21 protein-coding genes are annotated in these 24,363 nt (G+C 72.3%); 15 read left to right on the top strand and 6 right to left on the bottom strand.

Annotated elements, in window-relative coordinates; genetic code table 11:
- Nucleotides 1-13: 13 nt before the first annotated feature.
- Entirely contained in the window at nt 14-2,185 is a 2,172-nt protein-coding gene (locus ACZ619_RS00745) for an RICIN domain-containing protein (RefSeq protein WP_469592558.1), read from the top strand.
- 6 nt (nt 2,186-2,191) lie between these two features.
- On the opposite strand, the gene ACZ619_RS00740 is transcribed toward ACZ619_RS00745, so the two are convergent.
- Both ACZ619_RS00740 and ACZ619_RS00735 read right to left on the bottom strand, forming a co-directional pair.
- Nucleotides 2,192-3,850, bottom strand: coding sequence for an MFS transporter (locus ACZ619_RS00740; RefSeq protein WP_469593248.1), 1,659 nt, complete (start codon nt 3,848-3,850; stop codon nt 2,192-2,194).
- Nucleotides 3,851-3,966: 116 nt separating this feature from the next.
- Complete coding sequence (locus ACZ619_RS00735; RefSeq protein WP_469592556.1) at nt 3,967-4,413, bottom strand: MarR family winged helix-turn-helix transcriptional regulator; 447 nt, start codon at nt 4,411-4,413, stop codon at nt 3,967-3,969.
- Nucleotides 4,414-4,613: 200 nt separating this feature from the next.
- On the opposite strand from ACZ619_RS00735, the gene ACZ619_RS00730 reads away from it, so the two are divergent.
- The 5 genes from ACZ619_RS00730 to ACZ619_RS00710 all read left to right on the top strand — a co-directional run bounded on the left by ACZ619_RS00730 (nt 4,614) and on the right by ACZ619_RS00710 (nt 8,131).
- Nucleotides 4,614-5,120 (top strand): hypothetical protein, encoded by a 507-nt coding sequence (locus ACZ619_RS00730; protein WP_469592554.1) that lies wholly within the window; start codon nt 4,614-4,616, stop codon nt 5,118-5,120.
- 609 nt (nt 5,121-5,729) lie between these two features.
- A complete protein-coding gene (locus ACZ619_RS00725; RefSeq protein ID WP_469592552.1) occupies nt 5,730-6,338 on the top strand; it encodes a hypothetical protein in 609 nt (202 codons plus the stop codon).
- Between the two features lie 357 nt (nt 6,339-6,695).
- Nucleotides 6,696-7,115, top strand: a complete 420-nt coding sequence (gene panD / locus ACZ619_RS00720; RefSeq protein WP_469592550.1) for an aspartate 1-decarboxylase — start codon at nt 6,696-6,698, stop codon at nt 7,113-7,115.
- A gap of 21 nt (nt 7,116-7,136) precedes the next feature.
- Nucleotides 7,137-7,481 (top strand): GNAT family N-acetyltransferase, encoded by a 345-nt coding sequence (locus ACZ619_RS00715; RefSeq protein WP_469592548.1) that lies wholly within the window; start codon nt 7,137-7,139, stop codon nt 7,479-7,481.
- Nucleotides 7,451-8,131, top strand: a complete 681-nt coding sequence (locus ACZ619_RS00710; RefSeq protein WP_469592546.1) for an aspartate/glutamate racemase family protein — start codon at nt 7,451-7,453, stop codon at nt 8,129-8,131. The genes ACZ619_RS00715 and ACZ619_RS00710 overlap by 31 nt, the downstream gene beginning before the upstream one ends.
- Nucleotides 8,132-8,630: 499 nt before the next feature.
- On the opposite strand, the gene gndA is transcribed toward ACZ619_RS00710, so the two are convergent.
- Nucleotides 8,631-10,070 carry an NADP-dependent phosphogluconate dehydrogenase gene (gndA, locus tag ACZ619_RS00705; protein ID WP_469592544.1) on the bottom strand — a complete coding sequence of 480 codons (1,440 nt, stop codon included), beginning with the start codon at nt 10,068-10,070 and terminating at the stop codon, nt 8,631-8,633.
- Between the two features lie 327 nt (nt 10,071-10,397).
- Between gndA and ACZ619_RS00700 the strand changes: the two genes are divergently transcribed.
- Nucleotides 10,398-11,681: a transglycosylase family protein gene (locus ACZ619_RS00700; protein WP_469592542.1), complete on the top strand. Its 1,284-nt coding sequence runs from the start codon at nt 10,398-10,400 to the stop codon at nt 11,679-11,681.
- Here ACZ619_RS00700 and ACZ619_RS00695 read toward each other — a convergent pair.
- A complete protein-coding gene (locus ACZ619_RS00695) occupies nt 11,671-12,843 on the bottom strand; it encodes a DMT family transporter (RefSeq protein ID WP_469592541.1) in 1,173 nt (390 codons plus the stop codon). The genes ACZ619_RS00700 and ACZ619_RS00695 overlap by 11 nt on opposite strands.
- Before the next feature lie 228 nt (nt 12,844-13,071).
- On the opposite strand from ACZ619_RS00695, the gene ACZ619_RS00690 reads away from it, so the two are divergent.
- The 6 genes from ACZ619_RS00690 (at nt 13,072) to ACZ619_RS00665 (ending at nt 21,983) form a co-directional block, all read left to right on the top strand.
- The gene (locus ACZ619_RS00690) at nt 13,072-13,839 is read left to right on the top strand and encodes a (2Fe-2S)-binding protein (RefSeq protein WP_469593246.1); all 768 of its coding nucleotides are present in this window, start codon (nt 13,072-13,074) and stop codon (nt 13,837-13,839) included.
- A 38-nt stretch (nt 13,840-13,877) separates the two neighbouring features.
- Nucleotides 13,878-15,029, top strand: a complete 1,152-nt coding sequence (gene glgA / locus ACZ619_RS00685) for a glycogen synthase (protein WP_469592539.1) — start codon at nt 13,878-13,880, stop codon at nt 15,027-15,029.
- Between the two features lie 92 nt (nt 15,030-15,121).
- Nucleotides 15,122-16,342: a glucose-1-phosphate adenylyltransferase gene (glgC, locus tag ACZ619_RS00680; RefSeq protein ID WP_469592537.1), complete on the top strand. Its 1,221-nt coding sequence runs from the start codon at nt 15,122-15,124 to the stop codon at nt 16,340-16,342.
- A gap of 178 nt (nt 16,343-16,520) precedes the next feature.
- Nucleotides 16,521-18,842 (top strand): GH92 family glycosyl hydrolase, encoded by a 2,322-nt coding sequence (locus ACZ619_RS00675; protein ID WP_469592535.1) that lies wholly within the window; start codon nt 16,521-16,523, stop codon nt 18,840-18,842.
- A 149-nt stretch (nt 18,843-18,991) separates the two neighbouring features.
- Nucleotides 18,992-20,323, top strand: coding sequence for a wax ester/triacylglycerol synthase family O-acyltransferase (locus ACZ619_RS00670; protein WP_469592533.1), 1,332 nt, complete (start codon nt 18,992-18,994; stop codon nt 20,321-20,323).
- 157 nt (nt 20,324-20,480) lie between these two features.
- On the top strand, nt 20,481-21,983 hold the full coding sequence (locus tag ACZ619_RS00665) for an SDR family NAD(P)-dependent oxidoreductase (protein ID WP_469592531.1): 1,503 nt from the start codon (nt 20,481-20,483) through the stop codon (nt 21,981-21,983).
- Here ACZ619_RS00665 and ACZ619_RS00660 read toward each other — a convergent pair.
- Together ACZ619_RS00660 and ACZ619_RS00655 are read right to left on the bottom strand one after the other, a co-directional pair.
- Nucleotides 21,962-22,786: an SDR family oxidoreductase gene (locus tag ACZ619_RS00660; RefSeq protein WP_469592529.1), complete on the bottom strand. Its 825-nt coding sequence runs from the start codon at nt 22,784-22,786 to the stop codon at nt 21,962-21,964. The two genes, ACZ619_RS00665 and ACZ619_RS00660, sit on opposite strands and share 22 nt — an antisense overlap.
- A 25-nt stretch (nt 22,787-22,811) precedes the next feature.
- On the bottom strand, nt 22,812-23,189 hold the full coding sequence (locus ACZ619_RS00655; RefSeq protein WP_469592527.1) for a hypothetical protein: 378 nt from the start codon (nt 23,187-23,189) through the stop codon (nt 22,812-22,814).
- Between the two features lie 441 nt (nt 23,190-23,630).
- Between ACZ619_RS00655 and ACZ619_RS00650 the strand changes: the two genes are divergently transcribed.
- Nucleotides 23,631-23,804 carry a hypothetical protein gene (locus ACZ619_RS00650; protein WP_109494424.1) on the top strand — a complete coding sequence of 58 codons (174 nt, stop codon included), beginning with the start codon at nt 23,631-23,633 and terminating at the stop codon, nt 23,802-23,804.
- 56 nt (nt 23,805-23,860) lie between these two features.
- Nucleotides 23,861-24,343, top strand: coding sequence for a GNAT family N-acetyltransferase (locus ACZ619_RS00645; RefSeq protein ID WP_469592525.1), 483 nt, complete (start codon nt 23,861-23,863; stop codon nt 24,341-24,343).
- Nucleotides 24,344-24,363: the final 20 nt, after the last annotated feature.

Here is a 24,363-nt window from a genome sequence, read left to right as displayed (position 1 = left end):
AGGCCACCCCCGCATGGCCAGACCCCTTCCCACGGCCGTCGCCCTGGCCGCCCTGTCCCTCGCCGCCTCCCTGCTGACCGCGACCGGCGCCGCGCCCGCCTCCGCAGCCGCGCTGCCCACCGGCAACGTCACGCTGCTCGACGCGGCGAGCGGCAGGTGCGTGGACGCCAAGGCCGCCGCCACCGCGAACGGCACCGTCGTCCAGCAGTACACCTGCAACAGCACCACCGCCCAGCAGTGGAGTCTCACCGCCACCGCCGACGGCTACGTCCGGATCGGCAACGCCAACAGCACCGGTCAGGTCCTGGACGTCACCGACGTCTCCACGGCCGACAGCGCCCCCGTCCAGCTGTGGGCCTACGGCGGTGGCGCCAACCAGCAGTGGCTGCCGGTCGACGACGGCGGCGGCGCCTACCACTTCGTCAACCGCAACAGCGGCAAGTGCCTGGACGACCCCGGCGCCTCGACCGCCGACGGCGTGCAGTTCGTGCAGTACACCTGCAACGGCACCAACGCCCAGCGCTTCCAGGTCGTCCCCGTGGCGCAGTCGGGCAACCCCGACCTCGGCTCCAACGTGGTCATCCTCGACCCGTCGATGTCGGCCTCGACGATCCAGGGCAAGCTGGACTCGGTCTTCTCGCAGCAGGAGACGAACCAGTTCGGCTCCCAGCGCTACGCCGTGCTGTTCAAGCCGGGCGCCTACAGCGCGGACGTCAACGTCGGCTTCTACACCCAGGTGCTGGGCCTCGGCCTGACCCCCGACGCGGTGTCGGTCAACGGCGCGGTGCACACCGAGGCGGACTGGTTCCAGGGCAACGCCACCCAGAACTTCTGGCGCGGCGCCGAGAACCTCTCCGTCAACCCGACCGGCGGCGACCGTTGGGCCGTCTCGCAGGCCGCGGCCTACCGCCGGATGCACCTGCGCGGCAACCTCGCCCTGGACGACGGCGGCTGGTCCAGCGGCGGCCTGATCGCCGACAGCCAGATCAACGGACAGGTGAACTCCGGCAGCCAGCAGCAGTGGCTGACCCGCAACTCCCAGCTGGGCAGCTGGACCGGCGCCAACTGGAACATGGTCTTCGTCGGCAGCACGGGCGTACCGGCCACCACCTTCCCCAGCCCGCCCGACACCACGGTCGCGCAGAGCCCGGTGACCCGCGAGAAGCCGTTCCTGTACGTCGACGGCTCCGGCGCCTACCAGGTGTTCGTCCCGTCGGCCCGCTCCAACTCCACCGGCACCAGCTGGAGTTCGGGAACGGCTGCCGGCACCTCACTCTCCCTGGACAGCTTCTACGTCGTGAAGCCGGGCGCGACCGCCGCCCAGATCAACGCGGCCCTCACCGCGGGCAAGAACCTCCTGGTCACCCCGGGCGTCTACCACCTCGACCAGACCCTGCAGGTCAACCGCGCCGACACCGTCGTCCTCGGCCTCGGCCTCGCCACCTTCGTCCCGGACAACGGCATCACCGCGATGAAGGTCGCCGACGTCGACGGCGTCCGGATCGCGGGCCTGCTCTTCGACGCCGGCACCACCAACTCCGCCACCCTGGTGGAGGTCGGCCCCAGCGGCTCGGCCGCCTCGCACGCGACCGACCCCACCTCGCTGCACGACGTGTACTTCCGGGTCGGCGGCGCGGGCGTCGGCAAGGCCACCACCAGCCTGGTCGTCAACAGCGACGACGTGATCGGCGACCACATGTGGATCTGGCGCGCGGACCACGGCAGCGGCGTCGGCTGGACCAGCAACACCGCCGACACCGGCCTGGTCGTCAACGGCGACGACGTCACCATGTACGGCCTGTTCGTCGAGCACTTCCAGAAGTACCAGACCGTCTGGAACGGCAACGGCGGCCGCACGTACTTCTACCAGAACGAGATGCCGTACGACCCGCCCGGCCAGGCGGCCTGGACGAACGGCTCCACCCAGGGCTACGCGGCCTACAAGGTCGCCGACTCCGTCACCAGCCACCAGGCGTACGGCCTCGGCAGCTACTGCTACTTCAACGTCGACCCGAGCGTCGTCGCCGCCCGCGCCATCGAGGCACCGAACACCTCCGGCGTCCGCTTCACCAGCATGGTGACGGTCTCCCTCGGCGGCACCGGCACCATCACCCACGTCGTCAACAACACCGGAGGGCCGTCCAACTCCTCGACCAACGTGGCGAACCTCGCCTCCTACCCCTGACCGCCGTCAGGACGGCGCGTCGTGCCGGGACCGCGCCGTCCGCGCGGGCGGCCGGTCCTTCGGCTCCGCCCGGTCGTTCCCCGGCCGGTGGGCACCGCGCAGGGCGGAGGCCACCGCGGAGACCAGGGCCATGCCCGCCGCCACGCCGAACACGATGGCGAGCCCGTGGTGGAACGGCCCGGAGACCAGCTCCGGGAAGAAGGTGTGGCCGGTCAGCACGTTCCGCTGGGCCTCGGTGACATGGCCGAGGACACCCTCCGAGGCCAGCAGGTGCTGGATCGGGTTGTTCCCGAGGAACGTCGCGAACAGCGTGCTCACCGGCGGCAGCGACGCCGCGTGCTCGGCCGCGCCGGCCGGCACGCCGTGCGCGGTCAGCCCGCTCTTCAGCGTCCCGGGCAGCGAGGCGGCGAGCCCGGACACCATCAGCGAGAAGAAGACGCCGATGGACAGCGCAGTACCGGAGTTCTGGAAGGTCGAGCGCATGCCCGAGGCGACGCCCCGGTACTCGGCCGGCACGCTGCCCATGATCGAGGAGGTGTTGGGCGCGGAGAACATGCCCTGGCCGAGCCCGTTGAGCAGCAGCAGCGCCGCGAACAGGCCGTAGTCGAAGTCGACGGGCAGTGCGAGCAGCCCGAGGAAGGACAGCACGACGACCACCAGCCCGGCGGTGGAGAACAGCCGGGCGCCGAACCGGTCCGACAGATAGCCGGAGACGGGACCCGCGATCAGGAAGCCGAGGGTCAGCGGGAGCATGAAGATGCCGGCCCACAGCGGGGTGTCCTCGAAGTCGTAGCCGTGCAGCGGCAGCCAGATGCCCTGGAGCCAGATGATGAGCATGAACTGGAGCCCGCCGCGCGCGATCGCGGTCAGCAGCGCGGCCAGGTTGCCGGCCGCGAACGCCCGCACCTTGAACAGCGCCAGGTCGAACATCGGGTCGGCGACCCGCCGTTCGACGACACAGAAGGCCAGCAGCAGGACGGTGCCCCCGATCAGACCGCCCAGCACCCACGGGTTGCCCCAGCCGGTGGCGCTGTCGCCGTAGGGCTGGATGCCGTAGGTGATGCCCGCCAGCAGGATGCCGGCGCCGGCCGCGAAGGTGAGGTTGCCCAGCCAGTCGATCCGCCCCGGCCGCCCCGTCGAGGTCTCGCGCAGACTCAGGTACGACCACACGGTCCCGGTGATGCTGACCGGGACGCTCACCCAGAACACGGCACGCCAGTCGACCGCGGCGAGCAGACCGCCCGCGAGCAGACCGAGGAACTGCCCGGCGAGCGCGGTGATCTGGTTGATACCGAGGGCCATGCCGCGCTGCCGGGCCGGGAACGCGTCGGTGAGGATGGCGGCCGAGTTGGCGGTGAGCATCGAGCCGCCGAAGGCCTGCACGATCCGCCACAGGATCAGCCACAGCGCCCCCGCCCCGGCCCGGAACGGATCGAGCGACAGCGCGACCGAGGCACCCGCGAAGATCAGGAAGCCGAGGTTGTAGATCCGCACCCGCCCGAACATGTCGCCGAGCCGCCCGAGCACGACCACCAGCACGGCGGACACCAGCAGATAGCCCAGGATCATCCAGAGCAGGTAGCCGATGTTGCCCGGCGCGAGCGGATCGAGGCCGATGCCCCGGAAGATCGCCGGCAGCGAGATGATCACGATCGACGCGTCCATCGTGGCGATCAGCACGCCGAGCGTGGTGTTCGACAGCGCGACCCACTTGTACCCCGGCCCGACCGGAGTGTCCCGGAGGCGGGCCGAGCGCGGCAGGCCGGGCCGCGGGCGGGGGCTCACAGCCGCTCCGCCAGCCGGTCGAGCAGCGGCACGGCCGCCGCGAGCGTCGCCCGTTCCTCGGCGGAGAACCTGCCGAGGACGACCGCGAGCCGCTGTACGGACTCCGAGCGCCGCTCGGCCAGCATCGCCCGCCCGTCCTCGGTGACGGCCAGGATGCTCCGCCGCCCGTCCGCGGGGTCGGGGGTACGGCGGACCAGGCCGCGCCGTTCGAGCTGCGCGAGCGTGCTGGCCATGGCCTGCGGCCGGACCCGCTCCGCCTCGGCGAGGGCCGTCGGGGTGTCCGGCCCGTCGGTGGCGAGCCGGGCCAGCACGGACACCCCGGACAGTGAGACGTCACCCACCGCGTGCGCCTGCCGCAGCCGCCGCGTCATCCGCCCCACCGAGACCCGGAGCCCGGCAGCGAGCCGTGAGACGTCACTGCCGACGGTTATGTCTGTCGTCACATCTACTAACACTAGGTTTATCAGTCTGAACTGTTCAACCGCTCATAAGTAAATTGCGGACCTTCCCGATCCGGGCGTACGCCGGGGATCATGGGTGCCGATCTGCACTACTGTGCGCCGTCCTGCAACGGTATGCGGCACATTTCCCGCGGGCAGTGAATCAGTCGTCACTCAATCCCTCAGGAGAGGAACGACGCCCCATGAGTCGCTTCATGGCCCGTCCGGCCGCACTCGCCGCTTCAGTCGCACTGCTGAGCGCCGGGCTGCTGGCAGCAGCCGTGCCCGCCGCCACCGCCGCGCCCGCGAAGTACTCGCAGTCGGCCGCCGAACGGCAGCTGACGCGGGCGGGGGTCACGTGGGTGTCCTCGGGCAGGTGCAGCAACCGCAACAACCGCAAGTGCACCTCCTTCGAGCAGATCAACAAGAGCACCGTCGCCGGGGTGAGCGACTTCAAGAAGGCCAGCAGGTGTGTCGTGACACTCACCGCCGGCACGGAGAAGGGGCACGCCGCCGGGACCTACAGCCACTGGAACGGCTACAAGGTCGACATCAAGCTGACCTCGTGCGTGGACTCGTACATCACCCACAAGTTCCGCTACGCCGGTGTGCGCGGTGACGGTGCGAAGCAGTACAAGTCGGCCGCGGGGAACGTCTACGCCCGGGAGGGCTCGCACTGGGACGTCACCTACTACCGCGGCAGCCGCTGACCGAAGCCGACGGCGCGACGGACGCGCGTCGATCCCGGGGGGCGACAGGTCCGCATTCTCCAAGGGGGGCGGTCGGCAACTGCCGACCGCCCCCCTTGGCTTTCCCGGCGACAGGCCACAGCGGTGCCGCGGCCGATCCGAGGCCGGTCGCGGGCGACTCCCGCCGTGAGGATCTTCGGGGTGACCGAACCCCGCCCGACACGACGCGACGCCGGCGGCCTGGCGTCGGTCGGCTGCGCCGAAGCCCTGGCCGAAGGGGCGCGGAAGTGAGCGACTTCTTGTTCGCGCTCCGTCCGGATGTCGCCGGTGGGGTCTCTGCTGTTGCGTTGCCGGGCTGTCCGGTTGGTTTTCGCTGCGCTCTTCGAGATGCGCACGGCGAATGAATCGCCTTACCTCACCGCAACCTCCCCGCAGGTGATATGGGCGATATCTCCCTAAACTGTCCCTTAGTTCCTTCGTGCTGCCCAAACCGGTCGAGTGGCACTCGCTTCGGTGTCCTCTCGCGCAGGTCTGCGAAGGCCATTTACCCGCAGATTACTGGGGAGTTGACCTCGTGGTTTCGTGATAGCGTCCCTGTTCGGAGGGACAGTGCAACCTGAAAGGGAAATCGTGAACACGGAGAAAATCGCTGCTCGCCGCCTCTCGCTGGAAGAGGTGACGAAGCTCGGTGTGAAGGACAGGATCTTCATTTCCGCCGACACGGCAGAACTCAAGCTTCCCGACTGCTATGTCCCTGCTTTTCTGACCAGGTCCGGTGAGGATTTCGAGGGCGGCTCGATCACGGCCAGGACCGTATTCCAGGAAGAGGTCTCCTGCCTTCCCGGCGACGAGAATGAAGCCGGAATCTACCTGGCCGACGAGAACGGCTCGGTGACCATCGAGGTCCTCCAGTCCGCGGGTGTCGTGCTGGACCTGGCGCTTTTCGTCCCTGGTGGGGACAAGGGGGCCCTCACGGCCCTTTACGCTGCGGCCCGGCAGGCCTTCGGCGCCGACATCGTGCAGATCTGGCGCCAGGGCCTCAAGGAGGTTCCCGACGTGAAGGTCGACATCTTCGAGGAGCAGATTCCCCGCGGGCGCAAGGGGGGCGACGCCGTCAAGCGTGACCGTCGCGCGATCGACACCTACCCCACCCGTGCGGACTTCATAGAGTTCTCCGCGGGGTGGAAGCCGGTCGTCGAGATACACAGGCCGGTCGTGGACGACACCCCGACCATCTGAGGTCGCGTCACCTCTCTTTGCCGGCCTGGGAGAACGCCGAGAACGCCGAGAACACATGCGTCGATTCGGCAGAGCTTCGGCGTAGTCGGCGGGAGTCCGTTTCATGGCCGCTCGCGGTGAAGGAAGCGCGAGCGGACGGTTCCTGCCACCTTTCCCTCGTGCTTCGGTGGCCTGCGTCTCCGTGCACCGTCGGGTGGAGCCGGCCGACGGTGCACGTGCATGGGGTGAGCGGCCCGTCCGGGCGCGGCAGCACCCGGTCTCCCTCCAGGTCTTCGAGCCGAAGGGGTGCCCATGTACAGTTCTGGGCGCCCTTGACCTGCAGAAAGCAGGCAGGGAGCCGTCCTTCAGGAGACCGACATGCTGCGCACCATGTTCAAGTCCAAGATTCATCGGGCCACCGTCACCCAGGCCGACCTGCACTACGTGGGATCGGTGACGATCGACGCCGAGTTGCTCGATGCGGCCGACCTGCTTCCCGGTGAGCTGGTCCATATCGTCGACATCACCAACGGCGCCCGGCTGGAGACGTACGTCATCGAGGGGGAGCGGGGCTCGGGGGTCGTCGGGATCAACGGGGCCGCCGCCCACCTGGTGCACCCCGGCGACCTCGTGATCATCATCAGCTACGCTCAGGTGACCGACGCCGAGGCGCGTACGCTCCGGCCACGGGTCGTGCACGTCGACCGGCGCAACCGTGCCGTGGCTCTCGGCGCCGACCCGTCCGAGCCGGTACCCGGTTCGGACCAGGAGCGCAGCCCGCAGGCCGTCCCGGCCTGACCGGCCGACCAGGAGGGCGACATGAGCGACATCGAGATCCGCGACGACCGGGCGGCGGGCCGTCTGGAAGCCGTCGCCGACGGCGAGGTCGTCGGCCACATCGAGTACTTCGTGCTGGAGTCGCCCTCCCCGGCCCTCGTCCCCGTCCACACCATCGTGGAACCGGCGCACGAGGGGAAGGGCATCGCGGGCTCCCTCGCCCGCGAGCTCTACGCCGTCTCCGAGCGCGAGGAGGTCCCCGTCGCCCCGCTCTGCCCGTACGTCGTCCGGTGGGCCGAGCGCCACCCCGACGTGGCCCCGACGCCCGACCCCGAGCTGCTGCGCGCGGCGAAGGAATGGCTGATCGCCCACCCCGGCCGCTTCTGAGGACACCGGTGACCCTCGCTCTCCTGCACACCTCCGCCCTGCACGTCCCCGTCTTCGACGCCCTGCGCGACGAGGACTGGCCGGGCCTGGAACTACGGCACGTCGTGGCGCCGGAACTGCTGGCCAGGGCCCGCGCGGAGGGACCCGAGGCGGTACGGGCGGACGTCACCGCGGCACTGCGCCGGGCCGCCTCCGACGGCGTACGCGCCGTGCTCTGCACCTGCTCGACGATCGGCGAGGTCGCGGAACGCGCCGCCGCAGAGGTGGGCGTGCCCGTCGTCCGCGGCGACCGCCCGATGGCGGCGGCGGCCGTGGCGGCCGGTGCCCGGATCGCCGTACTGGCCACCGTCGAGAGCACCCTCGCCCCCACCCTGGCGCTGGTCGAGGACGAGGCCCGCCGGGCCGGCCGCCCGGTCACCGCGCGGGCCCGGGTCGTCGAGGGCGCCTGGGACCGCTTCGAGGCCGGTGACCTCGACGGCTGCGCCCGGCTGGTGGCCGCGGCCGCCGACGCGGTCACCGGCGCCGACGTCATCCTGCTGGCCCAGGGCTCCATGGCCCCCGCCCAGCGGCTGACCACGACGGCGGTCCCGGTCCTGTCCAGCCCGCGCCCGGCCCTGGCGGCCGGCGCGGAGGCGGTGCGCACGGGCTGAGGGGCCACCCGGGTGAGTGCGCGGGCGCCGGTCGGGTACGTGGGCAGTAGACCCCCAGAGGTGAAGTCGAGCCACTGGCCGGAGGACACCATGACGAACCCGTACCCCGACCCCGCGTCCCCGGGCCCGCCGCCCGGCCCGGCCCCGGAGCCCCCGGACCCCTACCCCAGTCCGGTCCCCACCCCCGAACCGCCCCCGGGCCCCGAACCCACCCCGGCACCTCCGGGCCCCGGCCCGGCCCCCACCCCGCCGCCACCCGGCCCGGGCCCCGTGCCCACCCCGCCACCGGGCCCCACCCCGCCACCCGGTCCCGCGCCGTCCCCGATCCCGCCCGGACCGGAACCCGTGCCCGCCCCTGAGCCGGGCCCGCCGCTCACCTGAAACGACCAGGGGCGCGGGCAGCCGCGCGAAACCGCAGCTCACCCGCGCCCCTTCAGCCGGCCGAACCGTCCGTCACCAGCCGGCCGATCCGTCCGTCACCAGCCGGCCGAACCGTCCGTCACGCCGTGACCTCGCTCCGGTCGCCGCCCCACAGCGTGTGGAACGCGCCCTCCCGGTCCACCCTCCGGTACGTGTGCGCCCCGAAGAAGTCCCGCTGCCCCTGCGTGAGCGCCGCAGGCAGCCGCTCCGCACGCAGCGCGTCGTAGTACGCCAGCGCCGCCGAGAACCCGGGCACCGCCACCCCCTCCCGGGTCGCCGCGATGATCACCTCGCGCCAGTCGTCCTGCGCCGCCGCGATCTCCCCGGCGAACGTCTCGTCGGACAGCAGGCTCGGCAGGTCCGCCCGCGCGTCGTACGCGGCACGGATCCGGTCCAGGAACGCGGCCCGGATGATGCAGCCGCCCCGCCAGATCGAGGACACCGCACCGAGGTCGATGTCCCAGTCGTACTCCTCGCTGCCCGCCTGGATCTCGTGGAAGCCCTGCGTGTACGACACGATCTTCGACGCGTACAGCGCCTGCTCCACGCGGTCGGCGAACGCCGCCGCCTCCGTCTCCGACAGCGCCTTCGGCTTCGGCCCGGCCAGGTCGCCGGACGCGGCCCGCAGACCCGCGTGGCCCGAGAGCGACCGCGCGAAGACCGCCTCGGCGATGCCCGACACCGGCACACCCAGGTCGAGCGCGATCTGGACCGTCCAGCGGCCGGTGCCCTTCTGCTCGGCCTGGTCCACCACCACGTCCACGAACGGCTTGCCGGTCGCCGCGTCCACGTGCGCCAGCACCTCGGCCGTGATCTCGATCAGGTACGAGTCGAGCCGGCCCGTGTTCCAGGTGCGGAAGATGTCCGCGATCTGCGCGGGGGAGTACCCGGCCACATCGCGCAGCAACTGGTACGCCTCGCCGATCAGCTGCATGTCGGCGTACTCGATGCCGTTGTGCACCATCTTCACGAAGTGCCCGGCGCCGTCCGGCCCCACGTGCGTCACGCAGGGCGCGCCGTCGGCCGCCTTCGCCGAGATCTTCTCCAGCATCGGGCCCAGCGAGTCGTACGACTCCTTCGGCCCGCCCGGCATGATGCTCGGCCCGTTCAGCGCGCCCTCCTCACCGCCGGACACACCCATGCCGACGAAGTGGATGCCCTGCTCGCGCAGCGCCTTCTCGCGCCGCCGGGTGTCCGCGAAGTGGGCGTTGCCGCCGTCGATGATCATGTCGCCGGGTTCCAGGAGCGGTGCGAACTCCTCGATCACCGCGTCCGTCGGGCCGCCGGCCTTGACCATGATGACCAGTCGGCGGGGCCGTTCCAGCGCCTCGACGAACTCCTTGGCGGTCTCGGCCGCGATGAAGTCGCCCTCGTTCCCGAACTCCTCCACCAGCGCGTGCGTCCGCGACGCCGTGCGGTTGTGCAACGCCACCGTGTAGCCGTTGCGCGCGAAGTTCCGGGCGAGGTTGCGGCCCATGACCGCCAGGCCCGTGACGCCGATCTGCGCCGAAGTGCTCATACCGCCTGCTCCTCAAAGATCGAGTCGATCTTGTACAACGTGCAAAAGGTGCTGCCGCCCCCGTGTCCGCCAGTATCGCCCAAAGGCCATCCCGACTCGCCGTCCGACCGGCCGCACTGGGAGATACGGACCACACGCGCCGACGCCTCAGTAGCCTCGCCAAACGCTTCGAATCCGCCGCGGCCCGGGTGCCGGAGCCAAGAAGCGTCCGCCGCGCCGCACATGACGAGATGTCAACTTTGAGGCGGCTGATTGCCGTCTTGTCATGGCCTGTTCGGAGCGCTTACTTTTGGCCTTCCTGACGCGCGTGGCGAGAGGGCTTCAGACATGGCCGAACGCGGCCGGCACCGCCGGTACCAGCCCAGCAGGATCAACCGCGCCTCGCTCACCGTGACGGCGGGCGGCGCCGGGCTGGCGATCCCGCTCGCCGCGGCCTCGGGAGCCGACGCGGCCTCCGCGTCCACCTGGGACAAGGTCGCCGCCTGCGAGTCCAGCGGCGACTGGAGCATCGACACCGGCAACGGCTTCTACGGCGGCCTCCAGTTCACCCAGTCCACCTGGGAGGCCTACGGCGGCACCCGGTACGCGCCGCGCGCCGACCTCGCCACCAAGGACCAGCAGATAGCCGTCGCCGAGAAGGTCCTCGCCGGTCAGGGGCCGGGCGCCTGGCCGGTCTGCTCGGTACGGGCCGGGCTCACCCGCGGCGGCGACACCCCCGACGTGCACACCGACACCGCCGCCCACCGCCCCGCCGGCACGAAGTCGGCGAAGAGCACGGGCGAGAGCACGGAGAAGGCCGCGGAGACGGCCGCCGAGAAGACCGCCGAGAAGTCCTCCGCGAAGAGTGCCGCGCAGGGTTCCGTGCGGGACGTACAGCCCCAGACCACACCGCAGTCCCGGGCCGGCAAGGCCCGGATGTACACGGTGGTGCACGGCGACACGCTCTCCGGGATCGCCGAGGACCACGACGTCGACGGCGGCTGGCACCGGCTCTACGCGGCCAACCGCACCACCGTCGGCTCCGACCCCGACCTGATCCTGCCGGGGCAGCGTCTGAACCTGACGGGCCGGGCGGCGGAGCAGGCGAAGGCCGACGCGAAGGCCACGACGGACCGGAAGGGCAAGGACGAAGCGAAGAACAAGGCCGGGTCCGGTACGAAGGCCAAGGCGAGGACCGGGACGAAGAAGACCTCGACGCACACCGGGCATTCGCTGGTCGCGCCGGTCGACGCCCCGATCGGCACGCCGTACCACGCGTCCGGCTCGCACTGGTCGAAGGGCTACCACACCGGCGTCGACTTCCTCGTGCCCACCGGCACCTCCGTCAGGGCGGTCGAGACCGGCGAGGTCGTCACGGCGGGCTGGGGCGGTTCCTACGGCTACCAGGTGGTGATCCGGCACGCCGACGGCCGGTACACGCAGTACGCCCACCTCTCGGCGATCTCCGTGCGGGCCGGGCAGCACGTCTCCACCGGCCAGCGGATCGGCCGCTCGGGCTCCACGGGCAACACCACGGGCCCGCATCTGCACTTCGAGGTGCGGACGGGGCCCGCCTTCGGCTCCGACGTCGACCCGCTCGCCTACCTCCGGGCCGGCGGCGTCAGGATGTGACGCGGGTGCGGTGCCGGTCCAGCAGCGGGCCCCGCACATAGTCCGCGGCGGGCAGCAGGATGTCGTCCACCCCGGCCGGGGGCGCCGTCCGCTGCTGCGGCATCGTGATCCGCGCCGGGCCCGCCCCGTGGTCCGCGGCGACGGCGAGCGGCCCGGCCTCGGCCTGCCGGACTCCCGCCGGCCCCGCCTGCGCACGTCCGGCCCTGGCCGTCGGCGCCTCGGCCGCTCCCGCCTCGGCCAGTCCCGCCTCGGCGAGTTCGACCAGCGCCTCCACCAGCGGCTCGGGGGAGACCTCGGCCGGCGGCTCCGGCACCCGCTCCGCCGTGCCCGGCGTGCTGTCGAGGCGCTCGGTCGTCAGCAGGATGAGACCGCCCGCCGCCACCACACCGCAGCCCAGGGCCAGCAGGGTGCCGGTCGTGCCGTAGCGGAACGTCTCGCCGAACATCGTGATGCCGACCGCCGCGGCCAGCACCGGGTTGACCACGGTCAGGGTGGCCAGCGGGGCGGCGAGGCCGCCGCTGCGGTAGGAGGCCTGGGAGAGCAGGACGCCCGCGACCGCGTAGACGCCGATCACGCCCAGCCAGAGCAGGTCGGCGACGGCGACGCCGCCGTCCCAGTCGATCGCCACGACCTTGGTGAACACCGAGGACATGCCGAAGGCGATGCCGGACGCGGTGGCGAGCAGCATGCTGCGCACCGCCGGATGCCGGTGGGCGGCCCGGCCCGCGATCATCAGCGCGACGACCGCCCCGCCGGTGACCAGCGCGACGCCGAACCGTCCGGCGGAGGCGAGGGTCTGCGAGTCGGAGGTGCCGACCAGGGAGAGCAGACCGGCCAGGCCGGCGGTGGCCATGACGGCGCCCCGCCAGGCGGTGGAACCGGCCCTGCGGCCGACGAACAGGGCCGCCATCGGCAGGGCGAACACGATGGTGAGCGCGCCCAGCGGCTGCACCAGGCTCAGCGGGCCGTAGGCCAGCGCCACGACGTGCAGCAGGCCGCCGAGGCCGTTGAGCGCCATGGCGCCCCACCAGCTCGGGCGGCGCAACGGCGCGCACTGCTCGCCGGGGGAGGAGACCGCGACCTGCTCCTGCACGATCGCCCCGCCGGCGTAGGCGACGGCGGAGACGAACGACAGCAGCACGGACAGCGCGAGGGCGCTCATGCACGGCTCCTCGGCGTCTGGCAGGGCCCCGCGGCCCGGCGCGGTGAACGGTCGGCTTCCATGAACAACACTCTGCCGGGCCGGCCGCTTCCCGTCGTCGTACCTGAGCACCCAATGGGTCGTACTGCCGATGGAGTACGAAAGGGTCCCGATCATCCCCAGGGTGGGTGACGGGGGGTGGAGGCCCGCACGTCCGGACCGGCTCCGCCCCTGGTACTACTGCTCCTCGTGGACCTGGACCCCGATCTCGCCGCGCTCCGCCCGCTCGGCGGCTTCTCCGTCCTGCGGACGCTCCGACCGGCGGCCGGAGAACGGGCGGCGGCGCGGACCGGCGGGCTGCCGACGCTCGCGCAGGCGTACGAGCGTCCGGGGCCGGACGGCTACCCGGATCCGCTGACTCTCCGCGTCGGGCTCGTCGCGGGCCGCCTGCGTGCTCCCGAGGCCCGGGTCGCCGCCTCGATCGCGCACCAGGCGCTGGCCGCGCGCCTCTGGTCGGCCGCCCTGGGCTGCGCCGTCGTCTACGGCCGCCTGCCCGACCTCGCCCCCCGCCTGCTGCGCTGGGACGCGGCCGCCACCGCCCCCGACGACCTCTGGCTGACCGACCCGCGCCCGCTGCCCGGCGCCGCCGACGCGGCCCTGCTCGCGGACGCCGTCCTGCACGGCCATCTCGAACCCCTCGGGGCCGCCCTGCGGGCCCGGCACGGCCTCGCCACCGGGCTGCTGCGGGGCAACGCGGGCTCCGCGCTGGCCGGCGCGGCCCGGGAGCTGGACCGCTGGGCGCGGGCCAACGGACGCGCGGACGTCGCCGCCCGGTCCCGCGCCCTCACCGCGGACCTCTTCGCGCACCCGCTGCTGAGCGCCACCGGCACCCGCACCGGCACCGCCTTCCGGCGCCGCAGCTGCTGCCTCTACTACCGGGTACCGGGCGGCGGGGTCTGCGGTGACTGTTGTTTCACACAACCACCGGGCTCTTCCCCGCGCGCCGCATCTGGGTGACCATGGACCAACCGGCGGTGAGAACCAGGGGGTTGCGGGTGCGAGTCGGACTGCTGACCCGGGAGTACCCTCCGGACGTGTACGGCGGTGCGGGCGTCCATGTGGAGTTCCTCGCCCGGGAGCTGCGGCCCCTCGTGGACCTGGAGGTGCACTGCTGGGGCGAGGGCCGCGGGGTCGGCGTCGTCCGGCACCGCTCCTGGCCCGCCCTGGACACCGCCAACGACGCGCTGCGCACCTTCTCCGTGGACCTCGCCATGGCGGCCGGCCTCGAAGGCCGCGAACTCGTCCACTCCCACACCTGGTACGCCAACCTCGCCGGCCATGTCGCCAAGCTGCTGCACGGCATCCCGCACGTGGTCACCGCGCACTCCCTGGAGCCGCTGCGCCCCTGGAAGGCCGAGCAACTCGGCGGCGGGTACGCCCTGTCCAGCTGGGCCGAGCGCAGCGCCGTCGAGGCCGCCGACGCCGTGATCGCCGTCTCCGGGGCCATGCGCGAGGACATCCTCGGCTGCTACCCGGCGCTGGACCCGGACAGGGTCCACGTCGTGCACAACGGCATCGACACCGCCCTGTACCGGCCCGACCGCTCCACCGACGTCCTCGACCGGATCGGCGTCGACCCGGACCGCCCGTACGTGCTGTTCGTCGGCCGGATCACCCGCCAGAAGGGCGTCCCGCATCTGCTGCGCGCCGTACGGGACATCGACCCGGCGGCACAGGTCGTGCTGTGCGCCGGCGCGCCCGACACCCCGGAGATCGACCGGGAGTTCCGCGACCTCTTCGCCGAACTGAGCCGGGTCCGGGAGGGCGTGCACTGGATCCCGCAGATGCTGCCGCGCGCGGACGTGATCCAACTCCTCACCCACGCGGCCGTGTTCGCCTGCCCGTCGGTGTACGAACCGCTCGGCATCGTCAACCTGGAGGCCATGGCCTGCGGTACGCCCGTGGTGGCGTCCCGGGTCGGCGGCATCCCGGAGGTCGTCGAGGACGGCAGGACGGGCCTGCTGGTCGATCTGGACGACGACTTCGAGGCGGGGCTCGCGCGGGCGCTGGACGCGGTCGTCGGCGACCGGGGGACGGCCCGGCGGATGGGCGAGGCCGGACGCGAGCGTGCCGTGGGGGAGTTCGGCTGGGACGCGGTGGCCCGCCGTACCGTCCGGCTCTACGAGGAGATCCTCAAGCAGGCGTGACGAACAGGCCGCCTGTCCGACCGGAACCCGGTACAGGCTTAGCGGGTGTGCTCCTCGGGCAGGGATGGAGCACCAGGGTGAGGGGAGCGGCCGTGCGTCGTGGTGGACCTTCGGTACTCGGGATCGTGCTCGCGGGCGGGGAAGGCAAGCGCCTGATGCCGTTGACCGCCGACCGGGCCAAACCAGCGGTGACCTTCGGCGGTACGTACCGCCTCGTCGACTTCGTCCTGTCCAACCTCGTCAACGCGGACGTGCTGCGCATCTGTGTGCTCACGCAGTACAAGTCCCACTCGCTGGACCGGCACATCACCACCACGTGGCGGATGTCCAGCCTGCTCGGCAACTACGTCACCCCGGTCCCGGCCCAGCAGCGGCTCGGCCCGCGCTGGTACCTGGGCAGCGCCGACGCCATCCTCCAGTCCCTCAACCTCGTCCACGACGAACAGCCGGAGTACGTCGCGGTGTTCGGCGCCGACCACGTCTACCGGATGGACCCCCGGCAGATGCTCCAGCAGCACATCGAGGGCGGTGCCGGGGTCACGGTCGCGGGCATCCGCGTCCCGCGCACCGAGTCCTCGGCGTTCGGCGTGATCACCCCGGGCTCGGACGGGCAGACGATAGAGACCTTCCTGGAGAAGCCCGCCGACCCGCCGGGCCTCGCGGACGACCCGGACCACGTGTTCGCGTCCATGGGCAACTACGTCTTCACCACCAAGGCCCTGGTCGAGTCCCTCCAGCGGGACGCCGAGGACGAAGCGTCGGTGCACGACATGGGCGGCTCGATCCTGCCCCAGCTCACCGCCCGCGGCGAGGCCCGGCTCTACGACTTCGGCACCAACCACGTCCCCGGCGAGACCACCCGCGACCGCGGCTACTGGCGGGACGTCGGCACCCTCGACGCGTACTACGACGCCCACATGGACCTGATCGCCGAGCGGCCCGCCTTCAACCTGTTCAACCGCAACTGGCCCATCTACACCCACTCCAACCAGCTCTCCCCGGCCCGCTTCAACGCCGGTGGCATGGCCAGCGAGTCCATCATCAGCGCGGGCTGCCTGATCCGCGGCCAGGTCACCCGGTCCGTGCTCTCCCCGGGCGTGCGGGTGGACCAGGGCGCGGTGGTCCAGGGGTCGGTGCTGCACGACAACGTCCGCATAGGGCGCGGCGCGGTGGTGCGCGGTGCCGTCCTCGACAAGAACGTCGAGGTCCCGCCCGGCGCCACGATCGGCGTCAACCCGGACCGGGACTCGGAGCTGTACACCATGTCCAAGGGCGGGGTCATCGCCCTCGGCAAGGGGCAGTTGGTCTCGTGACCCCGCAGCCTCCTCCGCTCCCGTAACCCCACCGCCTCCTCCCGGGCCCGGCGCCGTTCGCGCGCCGGGCCCGCGGCGTGTGCGACGCGCCGGACGCCGGAAACCCGGCCTACCCGGCTTTTCGCCCTTTCCCCCTCACGATGCAGACAACGATGTCGAACTTCGGAGGTCATCCGACATGAGAGGGACCCGGCGCACCCGGCTGTGCCTGGCCGGGGTGCTCACAGCGTCCGCGCTGCTCGCCACCCCCGCCGCAGGGGCCGCCGAACCGACCGACGGCCACCTCACCGACCTGGTGAACCCCTTCATCGGAAGCCAGGACGAGGGCAACACCTTCCCCGGCGCGGCCGTGCCCTTCGGCATGGTGCAGCTCTCCCCGGACACCGGCCACAGCACCGGCTACGACTACTCCCAGCACCGCATCCGCGGCTTCTCCCTGGTCCACCTCTCCGGCGTGGGCTGCGCGATCGGCGGCGACCTGCCCGTGCTGCCCACCACCGGTGACGTCACGGGTACGGACTACGCCCGGTACGCCGCCGGGTTCCGCCACGAGGACGAGCGGGCGAGCCCCGGCTACTACCGCGTCGGCCTCGACTCCGGCGTCGAGGCGGAGCTGACGGCCACCGCCCGCACCGGCGTCCAGCGCTACACCTTCCCCGCCACCGGCCGGGCCAACGTGCTGCTCAACGCGGCCCAGTCGCTGCACAAGCCGGTGAGCAGCGAGGTCGAGATCCTCGACGACCACACCGTGCGCACGAGGATCACCGGCCACGGCTTCTGCCGCGACAGCGCCCCCTACACCGTGTACACCGTCACCCGCTTCAGCCGCCCGTTCACCGCGTACGGCACCTGGAACGGCTCCGCCCTCACCCCCGGCGCCCGCACCGGAGCCGACGGCGCCTACGTCCGCTTCGACACCACCCGGGACCGTACCGTCGAGGCGACCACCGCGCTGTCGTACGTCGACGCGCGCGGGGCCGAGGCCAACCTGCGCGCCGAGGGCGGACGTTCCTTCGACGAGGTGCGCCGGCGGGCCCGCGCGGCCTGGGAGCGGCGGCTGGCCGGCGTGCGGGTCCAGGGCGGCACACCGGCCCTGCGCCGGACGTTCTACTCGTCCCTGTACCGCAGCTTCCTCGCGCCCAACGTCGGCGGCGACGCCGACGGCCGCTACACCGGCTGGGACCGGCGGATCCACCGCGCCGAGGGCTTCACCTACTACCAGAACTGGTCGCTCTGGGACACCTACCGCACCCAGGCCCAGCTGCTCGCCCTGCTCGCCCCGCGCGAGGCCCGGGACATGGCGCTGTCGGTGCTGAGGATCGACGAGGACGGCGGCTGGCTGCCCAAGTGGGGCTACGGCCCGGTCGAGACGAACATCATGACCGGCGACCCGGTCACCCCGTTCCTGACCACCGCCTACCAGCTGGGCCTGCTCAAGGGGTACGAGGAGCGGGCCTACCGGGTGCTCAGGAAGAACGCCGACGGCGTGCCGCCCGCGGCCAATCCCGGGGTCGGCCGCGAGGCCAACGCCGAGTACCTCGCGAACGGCTTCGCGCCGTACGTCAAGGGCCGCCCGCACACCAAGGTCGGCGACTCCGACTACGACCACGGCGCCTCCGTCACCCTGGAGTACGCGCTCGCCGACGCGATGCTCGCCCGGATGGCCCGGGACCTCGGCCACGACGAGGACGCGGCCCGCTACGCCACCCGGGCGCAGAACTACCGCAACGTCTTCGACCCCTCCACCGGCTTCTTCCGCGCCCGCGACGCCTCCGGCGCCTTCACCGGCAACCCCGACCCGGCCCGCGGCATCGGCTTCCACGAGGGCACCGCCTGGCAGTACCAGTGGATGGTCCCGCAGGACCTGCCCGGCGTGATCTCCCTGATCGGCGGCGAGCAGGCCGCCAACCGGCGGCTCGACTCGTTCTTCGCGTACGACAGGCTGCTCGCCGACCCGGCGCGCACCGCGCGCGAGGTGTGGGTGCACGGCAACGCGTACGCCTACTACAACGCGGCCGTCTACAACCCGATGAACGAGCCCGACCTCATCGCCCCGTACACCTACCTCTCCACCGGCCAGCCCTGGAAGACCACCGACGTGGTCCACGCGGCGCTCACCCTCTTCACCGACGGGCCGACCGGGATGACCGGGAACGACGACCTCGGCACCATGTCCGCCTGGAACGTGCTGTCGTCCATCGGCCTGTTCCCGGTCCAGCCGGGCTACGGCACCTGGGGCCTGTCCACGCCGGTCTTCGACCGGGTCCGGGTCGGCCTCGACCGCCGTTACTGGCCGAGCGGCGGCTTCACCGTCACCGCGCCCGGCACCTCCGCCACCGACCGCTACATCCAGACGGCCAGGACCGACGGAACGGAGTACGGCCGGACGTTTCTGACGACCGGTTCGCTGCGCTCCCTGCGCTCCCTGGCGTTCACGGTCGGCCCGCGCCCGTCAGAGTGGGGTACGTCACCCGAGGCGGCGCCACCGGCGCTGAGGTGACCTCAGACGCCCCTTGAGCCCCGCCTCTTTCGGAGGAGGCGGGACTTAATCTGCTGTTAACTGAGCGTAGCGTGATCGTACTTGACCGTAATCACGTCCCGGCGTTTGACTGCTGATCCACCCTCCGTCTACGCGAGGCATCCCGATAGATGACTGAGACTGCTGATCTGCTCGCTCCTCTCGATCTGGCGTTCTGGAACATCGAGTCCGACCGGCACCCGATGCACCTCGGCGCGCTCGGCGTGTTCTCGGCGCACTCGCCGACCGCCGGCGCGCACGCCGCCGACCTGCTCGCGGCCCGCGCCGCGGCCGTACCCGGCCTGCGCATGCGGATCCGCGACGTCTGGCAGCCGCTCGCGTTCGGCGGCGCGGCCCGCGAGACCGACCCGGACTTCGACCCCCTCGACCACGTCCGGCTGCACGCCCCCACGGCCGACTTCCAGGCCGCCGCCGGCCGGCTGATGGAACGCCCGCTGGAGCGCGGCCGACCGCCCTGGGAGGCCCATGTCCTGCCCGGCGAGGACGGCGTCTCCTTCGCCGTGCTGTTCAAGTTCCACCACGCCCTCGCCGACGGGCTGCGCGCCCTCAAACTGGCCGCGGGTGTCATGGACCCGCTGGACCTGCCCGAGCGCGCGCCCCGCGCCATCGAGCCGCCGCGGTCCCTGCCGGCCCTGGCCGACGTGCGCAAGGTGCCCGAGCTGGTCCGGGGCGCCCTCGCGGACGTCGGCCGGGCCCTGGACATCGGCGCCTCCGTCGCGCTGTCCGCGCTCGGGGTCAGCTCCTCGGCCGCGCTGCGGTCCGAGCCCACCGGCACCCGCAGCATCGCCGGGGTCGACCTCGACATCGACGACGTGCACCGGGTCCGCAAGGCCGTCGGCGGCACCGTCAACGACGTGCTGATCGCCGTCGTCGCCGGTGCGCTGCGCCGCTGGCTCCAGGAGCGCGGCGACGGCACCGAGGGCGTCGCCCCGCGCGCTCTCATCCCCGTCTCCAGGCGGCGCCCGCGCACCGTCACCCCCCAGGGCAACCGGCTCTCCGGCTACCTGATACGGCTCCCGGTCGACGACCCCGATCCGCTCGCCCGCCTCGACCGCGTCCGTACGGCGATGGTCCGCAACAAGGACGCCGGCCCCAACCGGGGCGCCGGTGCCGTCGCCCTGCTCGCCGACCACGTGCCGGCGCTCGGGCACCGGCTCGGCGGACCGCTCGTCAGCCAGGCCGCCCGGCTCTGGTTCGACATCCTGGTCACCAGCGTCCCGCTGCCCGGCCTCGGCCTGCGCCTGGGCGGCCACCCGCTCACCGCCGTCTACCCGCTCGCCCCGCTCGCCCCCGGCCAGTCCCTCGCCGTCGCCGTCTCCACCTACCGCGACCACGTCCACTACGGCCTCGTCGCCGACGCCGCCGCCGTCCCCGACCTCGACCTGCTCGCCCGCGCCGTCACCGACGAGGTCGACTCCCTGATCACCCTGTGCGACGCGTGACACCGGGGCGGGGCCCCGGTCCCGCCCGTGACCGCCGGCGGACGGGATCCGGTATTCGGGCGGGTTTGGTGATGGGGGCCGCCGCTCCGTAAAATTCCCCGTTCGAAAGCGGGCGCGAGTCGGAGCGCCGGTGGTTGACCAGGGAAGCGGCAGCGCGATGACGGTGACACAGGACGGCTCGACGGCCGAGGACGCGGTGGACGCGGTGCTCTACGGTCCCGGCATCGACCCCGAGCGGCTCGCCGTCTGCCTCAGCGTGCTGGACGAACTCGACGAGCTGGAGGTGGACCACCCCGACGCCATCGCGGTGCGCCGGGCCACGGCCGGCGTCTACCGCACGGTCAAGCAGCGCCGCCGCCAGGAGCGCCGCGCCGCCAAGACCGCCCACGACAAGGCGGTCACCGAGGCCACCGCGACCGGCTCCGCCCAGCGCATCGACGACGAGACCGAGGGCATCCTGCCCTCGTCCGTCACCGAGGCCGGCCGGTTCGCGGGGATACTCCAGCGCCCGCGCTCCTGCTACACCTGCAAGGCCCGCTACGTCGAGGTCGACTACTTCTACCACCAGCTCTGTCCGGACTGCGCCCGCACCAACCGCGCCAAGCGCGACGCCCGCGCCGACCTGACCGGCAAGCGCGCCCTGCTCACCGGCGGCCGGGCCAAGATCGGCATGTACATCGCGCTGCGGCTGCTCCGCGACGGCGCCCACACGACGATCACCACCCGCTTCCCCAAGGACGCCATCCGCCGCTTCACGGCGATGGACGACTCCGCGGACTGGCTGCACCGCCTGGAGATCGTCGGCATCGACCTGCGCGACCCGGCCCAGGCCGTCGCCCTGGCCGAGCAGGTCGCCGCGGCGGGCCCGCTCGACATCCTGATCAACAACGCGACCCAGACCGTCCGCCGGCTGCCCTCCGCGTACGCCGCCCTGGTCGGCGGCGAGAGCGCCCCGCTGCCCGCCGGCGAACTCCCCGCCCACCACGTCATCGGCGCCTTCAACTCCGGCGCCGTCGACGGCCTCGCCGCGCTGCCGGTCGGCACCAGCGGCCTGGACGCGCAGAAGGTCGCCGACCTCGCGCTCGTCGCGGGCAACGCCAGTGTGGCCCGCCACCTGGACGGCACCGCCATCGACGCGGGCGGCCTCGTCCCGGACGTCGTCGACAGCAACACCTGGGTGCAGACCATCGACCAGATCTCCCCGGTGGAGCTGCTGGAGACCCAGCTCTGCAACTACACGTCGCCGTTCATCCTGATCAGCGCCCTGCGCCCGGCCATGGCCGCGGCCGCGAAGAAGGCCGCGCGCGGCCGGTCGTACGTCGTGAACGTCTCCGCGATGGAGGGCGTCTTCGGCCGCGGCTACAAGGGCGCCGGCCACCCCAACACCAACGCGGCCAAGGCGGCCATGAACATGGTCACCCGGACCAGCGCCCAGGAGATGTTCGACGCCGACGGCATCCTCATGACCTCGGTCGACACCGGCTGGATCACCGACGAACGCCCGCACTACGACAAGCTCCGGCTGGCCGACGAGGGTTTCCACGCCCCGCTGGACCTGGTCGACGGCGCGGCCCGCGTCTACGACCCGATCGTGCGCGGCGAGGACGGCGAGGACGTCTACGGGGTCTTCCTGAAGGACTACGAGCCGGGCAAGTGGTGACCTCCGGGTGACCCCTGGGGCCCGGGGCCGCCGGGCCCGGGCCCCGGTCCGGCCGGCCGCGCCGCCCGCACCCGGGTGCCGCCGTCGACCACCAGGTCGGCGCCGGTCACCCACTGCGCGGCGTCCGAGGCCAGCCACAGCACCGCCGCCGCCACGTCCGCCGGCTCCCCGATCCGCCCCATCGGCAGTCCGTCGGCGATCTCCGCCTCCCGCGGCTCCCACATGAACCGCGCCATCTCCGTGCGCACCAGCCCCGGCGAGACCGAGTTCACCCGCACCCGGGGCGCCAGCTCCCCGGCCAGCTGCCGGGTGAGATGGAGCAGCGCGGCCTTGCTGGTGCCGTACGCGCCGACGTCGGGGCCGACATGGGTCGCGCCCTCCGTGCAGATGTTGACCACCGAACCGCCGTGCTCGCGCATCCAGCCCCGCCACGCGCACCGCGTCAGCCGCAGCGGGGCCTCGACGTTGACCGTGAACGCCTCCCGCCACGCCCCGAGGTCGACGTCCATGAGCGGACCGTACGGCCGGTTCGTCGCCGCGTTGTTGACCAGCACGTCGAGCCGCCCGAACTCGCGCAGTGCCAGCCGGGTCAGCTCCCGGGCGTGCTCCGGCTCGGCGACACCGCCCGCCAGGCCGATCCCGCCCAGCCCCGCGGCCGTCCGCCGGACCTCGTCCGCGTCCCGCGCGCTCACGCACACCAGCGCCCCGGCCGCCGCGAGCGCCTCGGCGACCGCGAGCCCGATCCCGCGCGTGCCGCCGGTGACGACGGCCGCCCTGCCGCTGAGCCCGTACGACGCTGTCATCGCCGTACCGTCTCATGACGGACCGTCAGTCGACAGCCCCGAGGCGGGAGTTGCGGGCGGCGACCAGTTCCAGGACGGTTCGCCAGTCCTCCAGGACGCCCGCGTCGAAGGTCGCGGTGCGGCTCTCCTCCTCGGCCTGCCGCAACCGCAGCACGTCGTCGCCGTGGCCGGTGCCGTCCTCGCGGACGAGGCGGTAGACGCGCTCCCCGAGCAGGTGCCGTACCGCGCGCGCGGCGCCCCCGGCCGGACCCGGCAGCTCCACGGCGCCGTGCACCAGGCCCGCCACCTGGAGCTCCTTGTCGGCGGGGCGGCCGCGGCGCAGCAGCGCGGCGGTGCGCAGCGCGCGCTGGTGCCGGCAGGCGTACAGCAGATCCATCAGCTCCTCGACGCTGCGCAGCTCCATGCGTCAGTCCTTCCGCGAGACAGCCCTCGTCCTGCGCCACCCGACCATGCCGAGTTTTCGACCCGGCCAACGCGATCTGAACTGCACGGCGCGTAGGCCGAGCGGGTGATTCGTAAACAAGGCATCATGTGATGAAAGGGGGTATTTGTCCGTCGCTGAAGTGCGCCGTGACTCGCGATAGTTACACCTTGTTTGCACTCCCTATCGAGCGCGCGCGTGCTCATTTGGTTAATCTGTAGGGGACGGACAGCAACAAGGGGTCCCACCCACACCCACCGTCCGTCCCGGGACATGCCGGCAGACAACGGCCTGCTCTCTTGTGAGTTACCGGCGCCACCGCGTCCGAACTGGCCTTCCATCCAGACCCGAGCGGTCGCCCGGCACCGGTACGCAGACAGTCCGGTACGCCCCGAGGGTGACCCGACACATAAGGAGTGCGCGGTGACACCGGAGAAGACGAATCGCGAGCAGCGCCCCAAGGAACGCACGGAGCGCGCGGGCCGCAGGCCCGGACAGCTCGGCAGCCTCGACGTGTGGGCCCGGTCCGCCCCGATCCGCCTCGCGGGTTACGAGGAGGACCTCGCCGAGCCCCACATCCTGCCCAGCGTGGACTGACCCCGGTCAGCGCCGTCGCGATCGCCGACGCGCATGGGCGTGCGAGACTCACGCCCATGCTGATCAGAGAAGCCACCGCGGCCGACTGGCCGCAGATCTGGCCCTTCTGGCACCGGATCGTCGCCGCCGCCGAGACCTACGGCTGGGACCCCGAGACCTCGGAGCAGGCGGCCCGCGCCCTGTGGATGAGCCCGGCGAAACGCGTCTACGTCGCCGAGGACCCCACCGGAGCCGTCGTCGGCTCCGCCTATCTCACCCCCAACTACGGGGGACCCGCGGCCGGTGTGGCCAACGCGGGCTTCATGGTCGACCCCGACCGAGGGGGCAGGGGCATCGGGCGCGCGCTCGCCGAGCACGTCCTCGCCGAGGCCAGGGCCCACGGGTACCGCGCCATGGTCTTCAACGCCGTCGTCGAGACCAACCCCGCCGTCGCCCTGTGGACCTCCCTGGGCTTCACCGTCCTCGGCACGGTCCCGGCCGCCTTCGACCACCCGAAGCACGGACCGGTCGGCCTGCACATCATGTACCGCGCCCTGTGAGCCGCGGACACCGCGCCCTG

Source organism: Streptomyces sp. NPDC104367, from assembly GCF_055583825.1.
Note: the sequence above shows the minus strand (reverse complement) of the source record. Positions and strands in the feature narration are given on the sequence as shown.

Bases quoted from the DNA above. Each gene is read 5' to 3' on its own strand.
- ACZ619_RS00655 (WP_469592527.1), bottom strand. From the start codon at position 23,189: ATGGAGCTGCGCAGCGTCGAGGAGCTGATGGATCTGCTGTACGCCTGC.
- ACZ619_RS00660 (WP_469592529.1), bottom strand. From the start codon at position 22,786: ATGACAGCGTCGTACGGGCTCAGCGGCAGGGCGGCCGTCGTCACCGGC.
- panD (WP_469592550.1), top strand. From the start codon at position 6,696: ATGCTGCGCACCATGTTCAAGTCCAAGATTCATCGGGCCACCGTCACC.
- ACZ619_RS00710 (WP_469592546.1), top strand. From the start codon at position 7,451: ATGGCTGATCGCCCACCCCGGCCGCTTCTGAGGACACCGGTGACCCTC.
- ACZ619_RS00700 (WP_469592542.1), top strand. From the start codon at position 10,398: ATGGCCGAACGCGGCCGGCACCGCCGGTACCAGCCCAGCAGGATCAAC.
- ACZ619_RS00695 (WP_469592541.1), bottom strand. From the start codon at position 12,843: ATGAGCGCCCTCGCGCTGTCCGTGCTGCTGTCGTTCGTCTCCGCCGTC.
- ACZ619_RS00665 (WP_469592531.1), top strand. From the start codon at position 20,481: ATGACGGTGACACAGGACGGCTCGACGGCCGAGGACGCGGTGGACGCG.
- ACZ619_RS00740 (WP_469593248.1), bottom strand. From the start codon at position 3,850: ATGGACGCGTCGATCGTGATCATCTCGCTGCCGGCGATCTTCCGGGGC.
- ACZ619_RS00675 (WP_469592535.1), top strand. From the start codon at position 16,521: ATGAGAGGGACCCGGCGCACCCGGCTGTGCCTGGCCGGGGTGCTCACA.
- ACZ619_RS00645 (WP_469592525.1), top strand. From the start codon at position 23,861: ATGCTGATCAGAGAAGCCACCGCGGCCGACTGGCCGCAGATCTGGCCC.
- ACZ619_RS00730 (WP_469592554.1), top strand. From the start codon at position 4,614: ATGAGTCGCTTCATGGCCCGTCCGGCCGCACTCGCCGCTTCAGTCGCA.
- gndA (WP_469592544.1), bottom strand. From the start codon at position 10,070: ATGAGCACTTCGGCGCAGATCGGCGTCACGGGCCTGGCGGTCATGGGC.
- ACZ619_RS00715 (WP_469592548.1), top strand. From the start codon at position 7,137: ATGAGCGACATCGAGATCCGCGACGACCGGGCGGCGGGCCGTCTGGAA.
- ACZ619_RS00670 (WP_469592533.1), top strand. From the start codon at position 18,992: ATGACTGAGACTGCTGATCTGCTCGCTCCTCTCGATCTGGCGTTCTGG.
- ACZ619_RS00745 (WP_469592558.1), top strand. From the start codon at position 14: ATGGCCAGACCCCTTCCCACGGCCGTCGCCCTGGCCGCCCTGTCCCTC.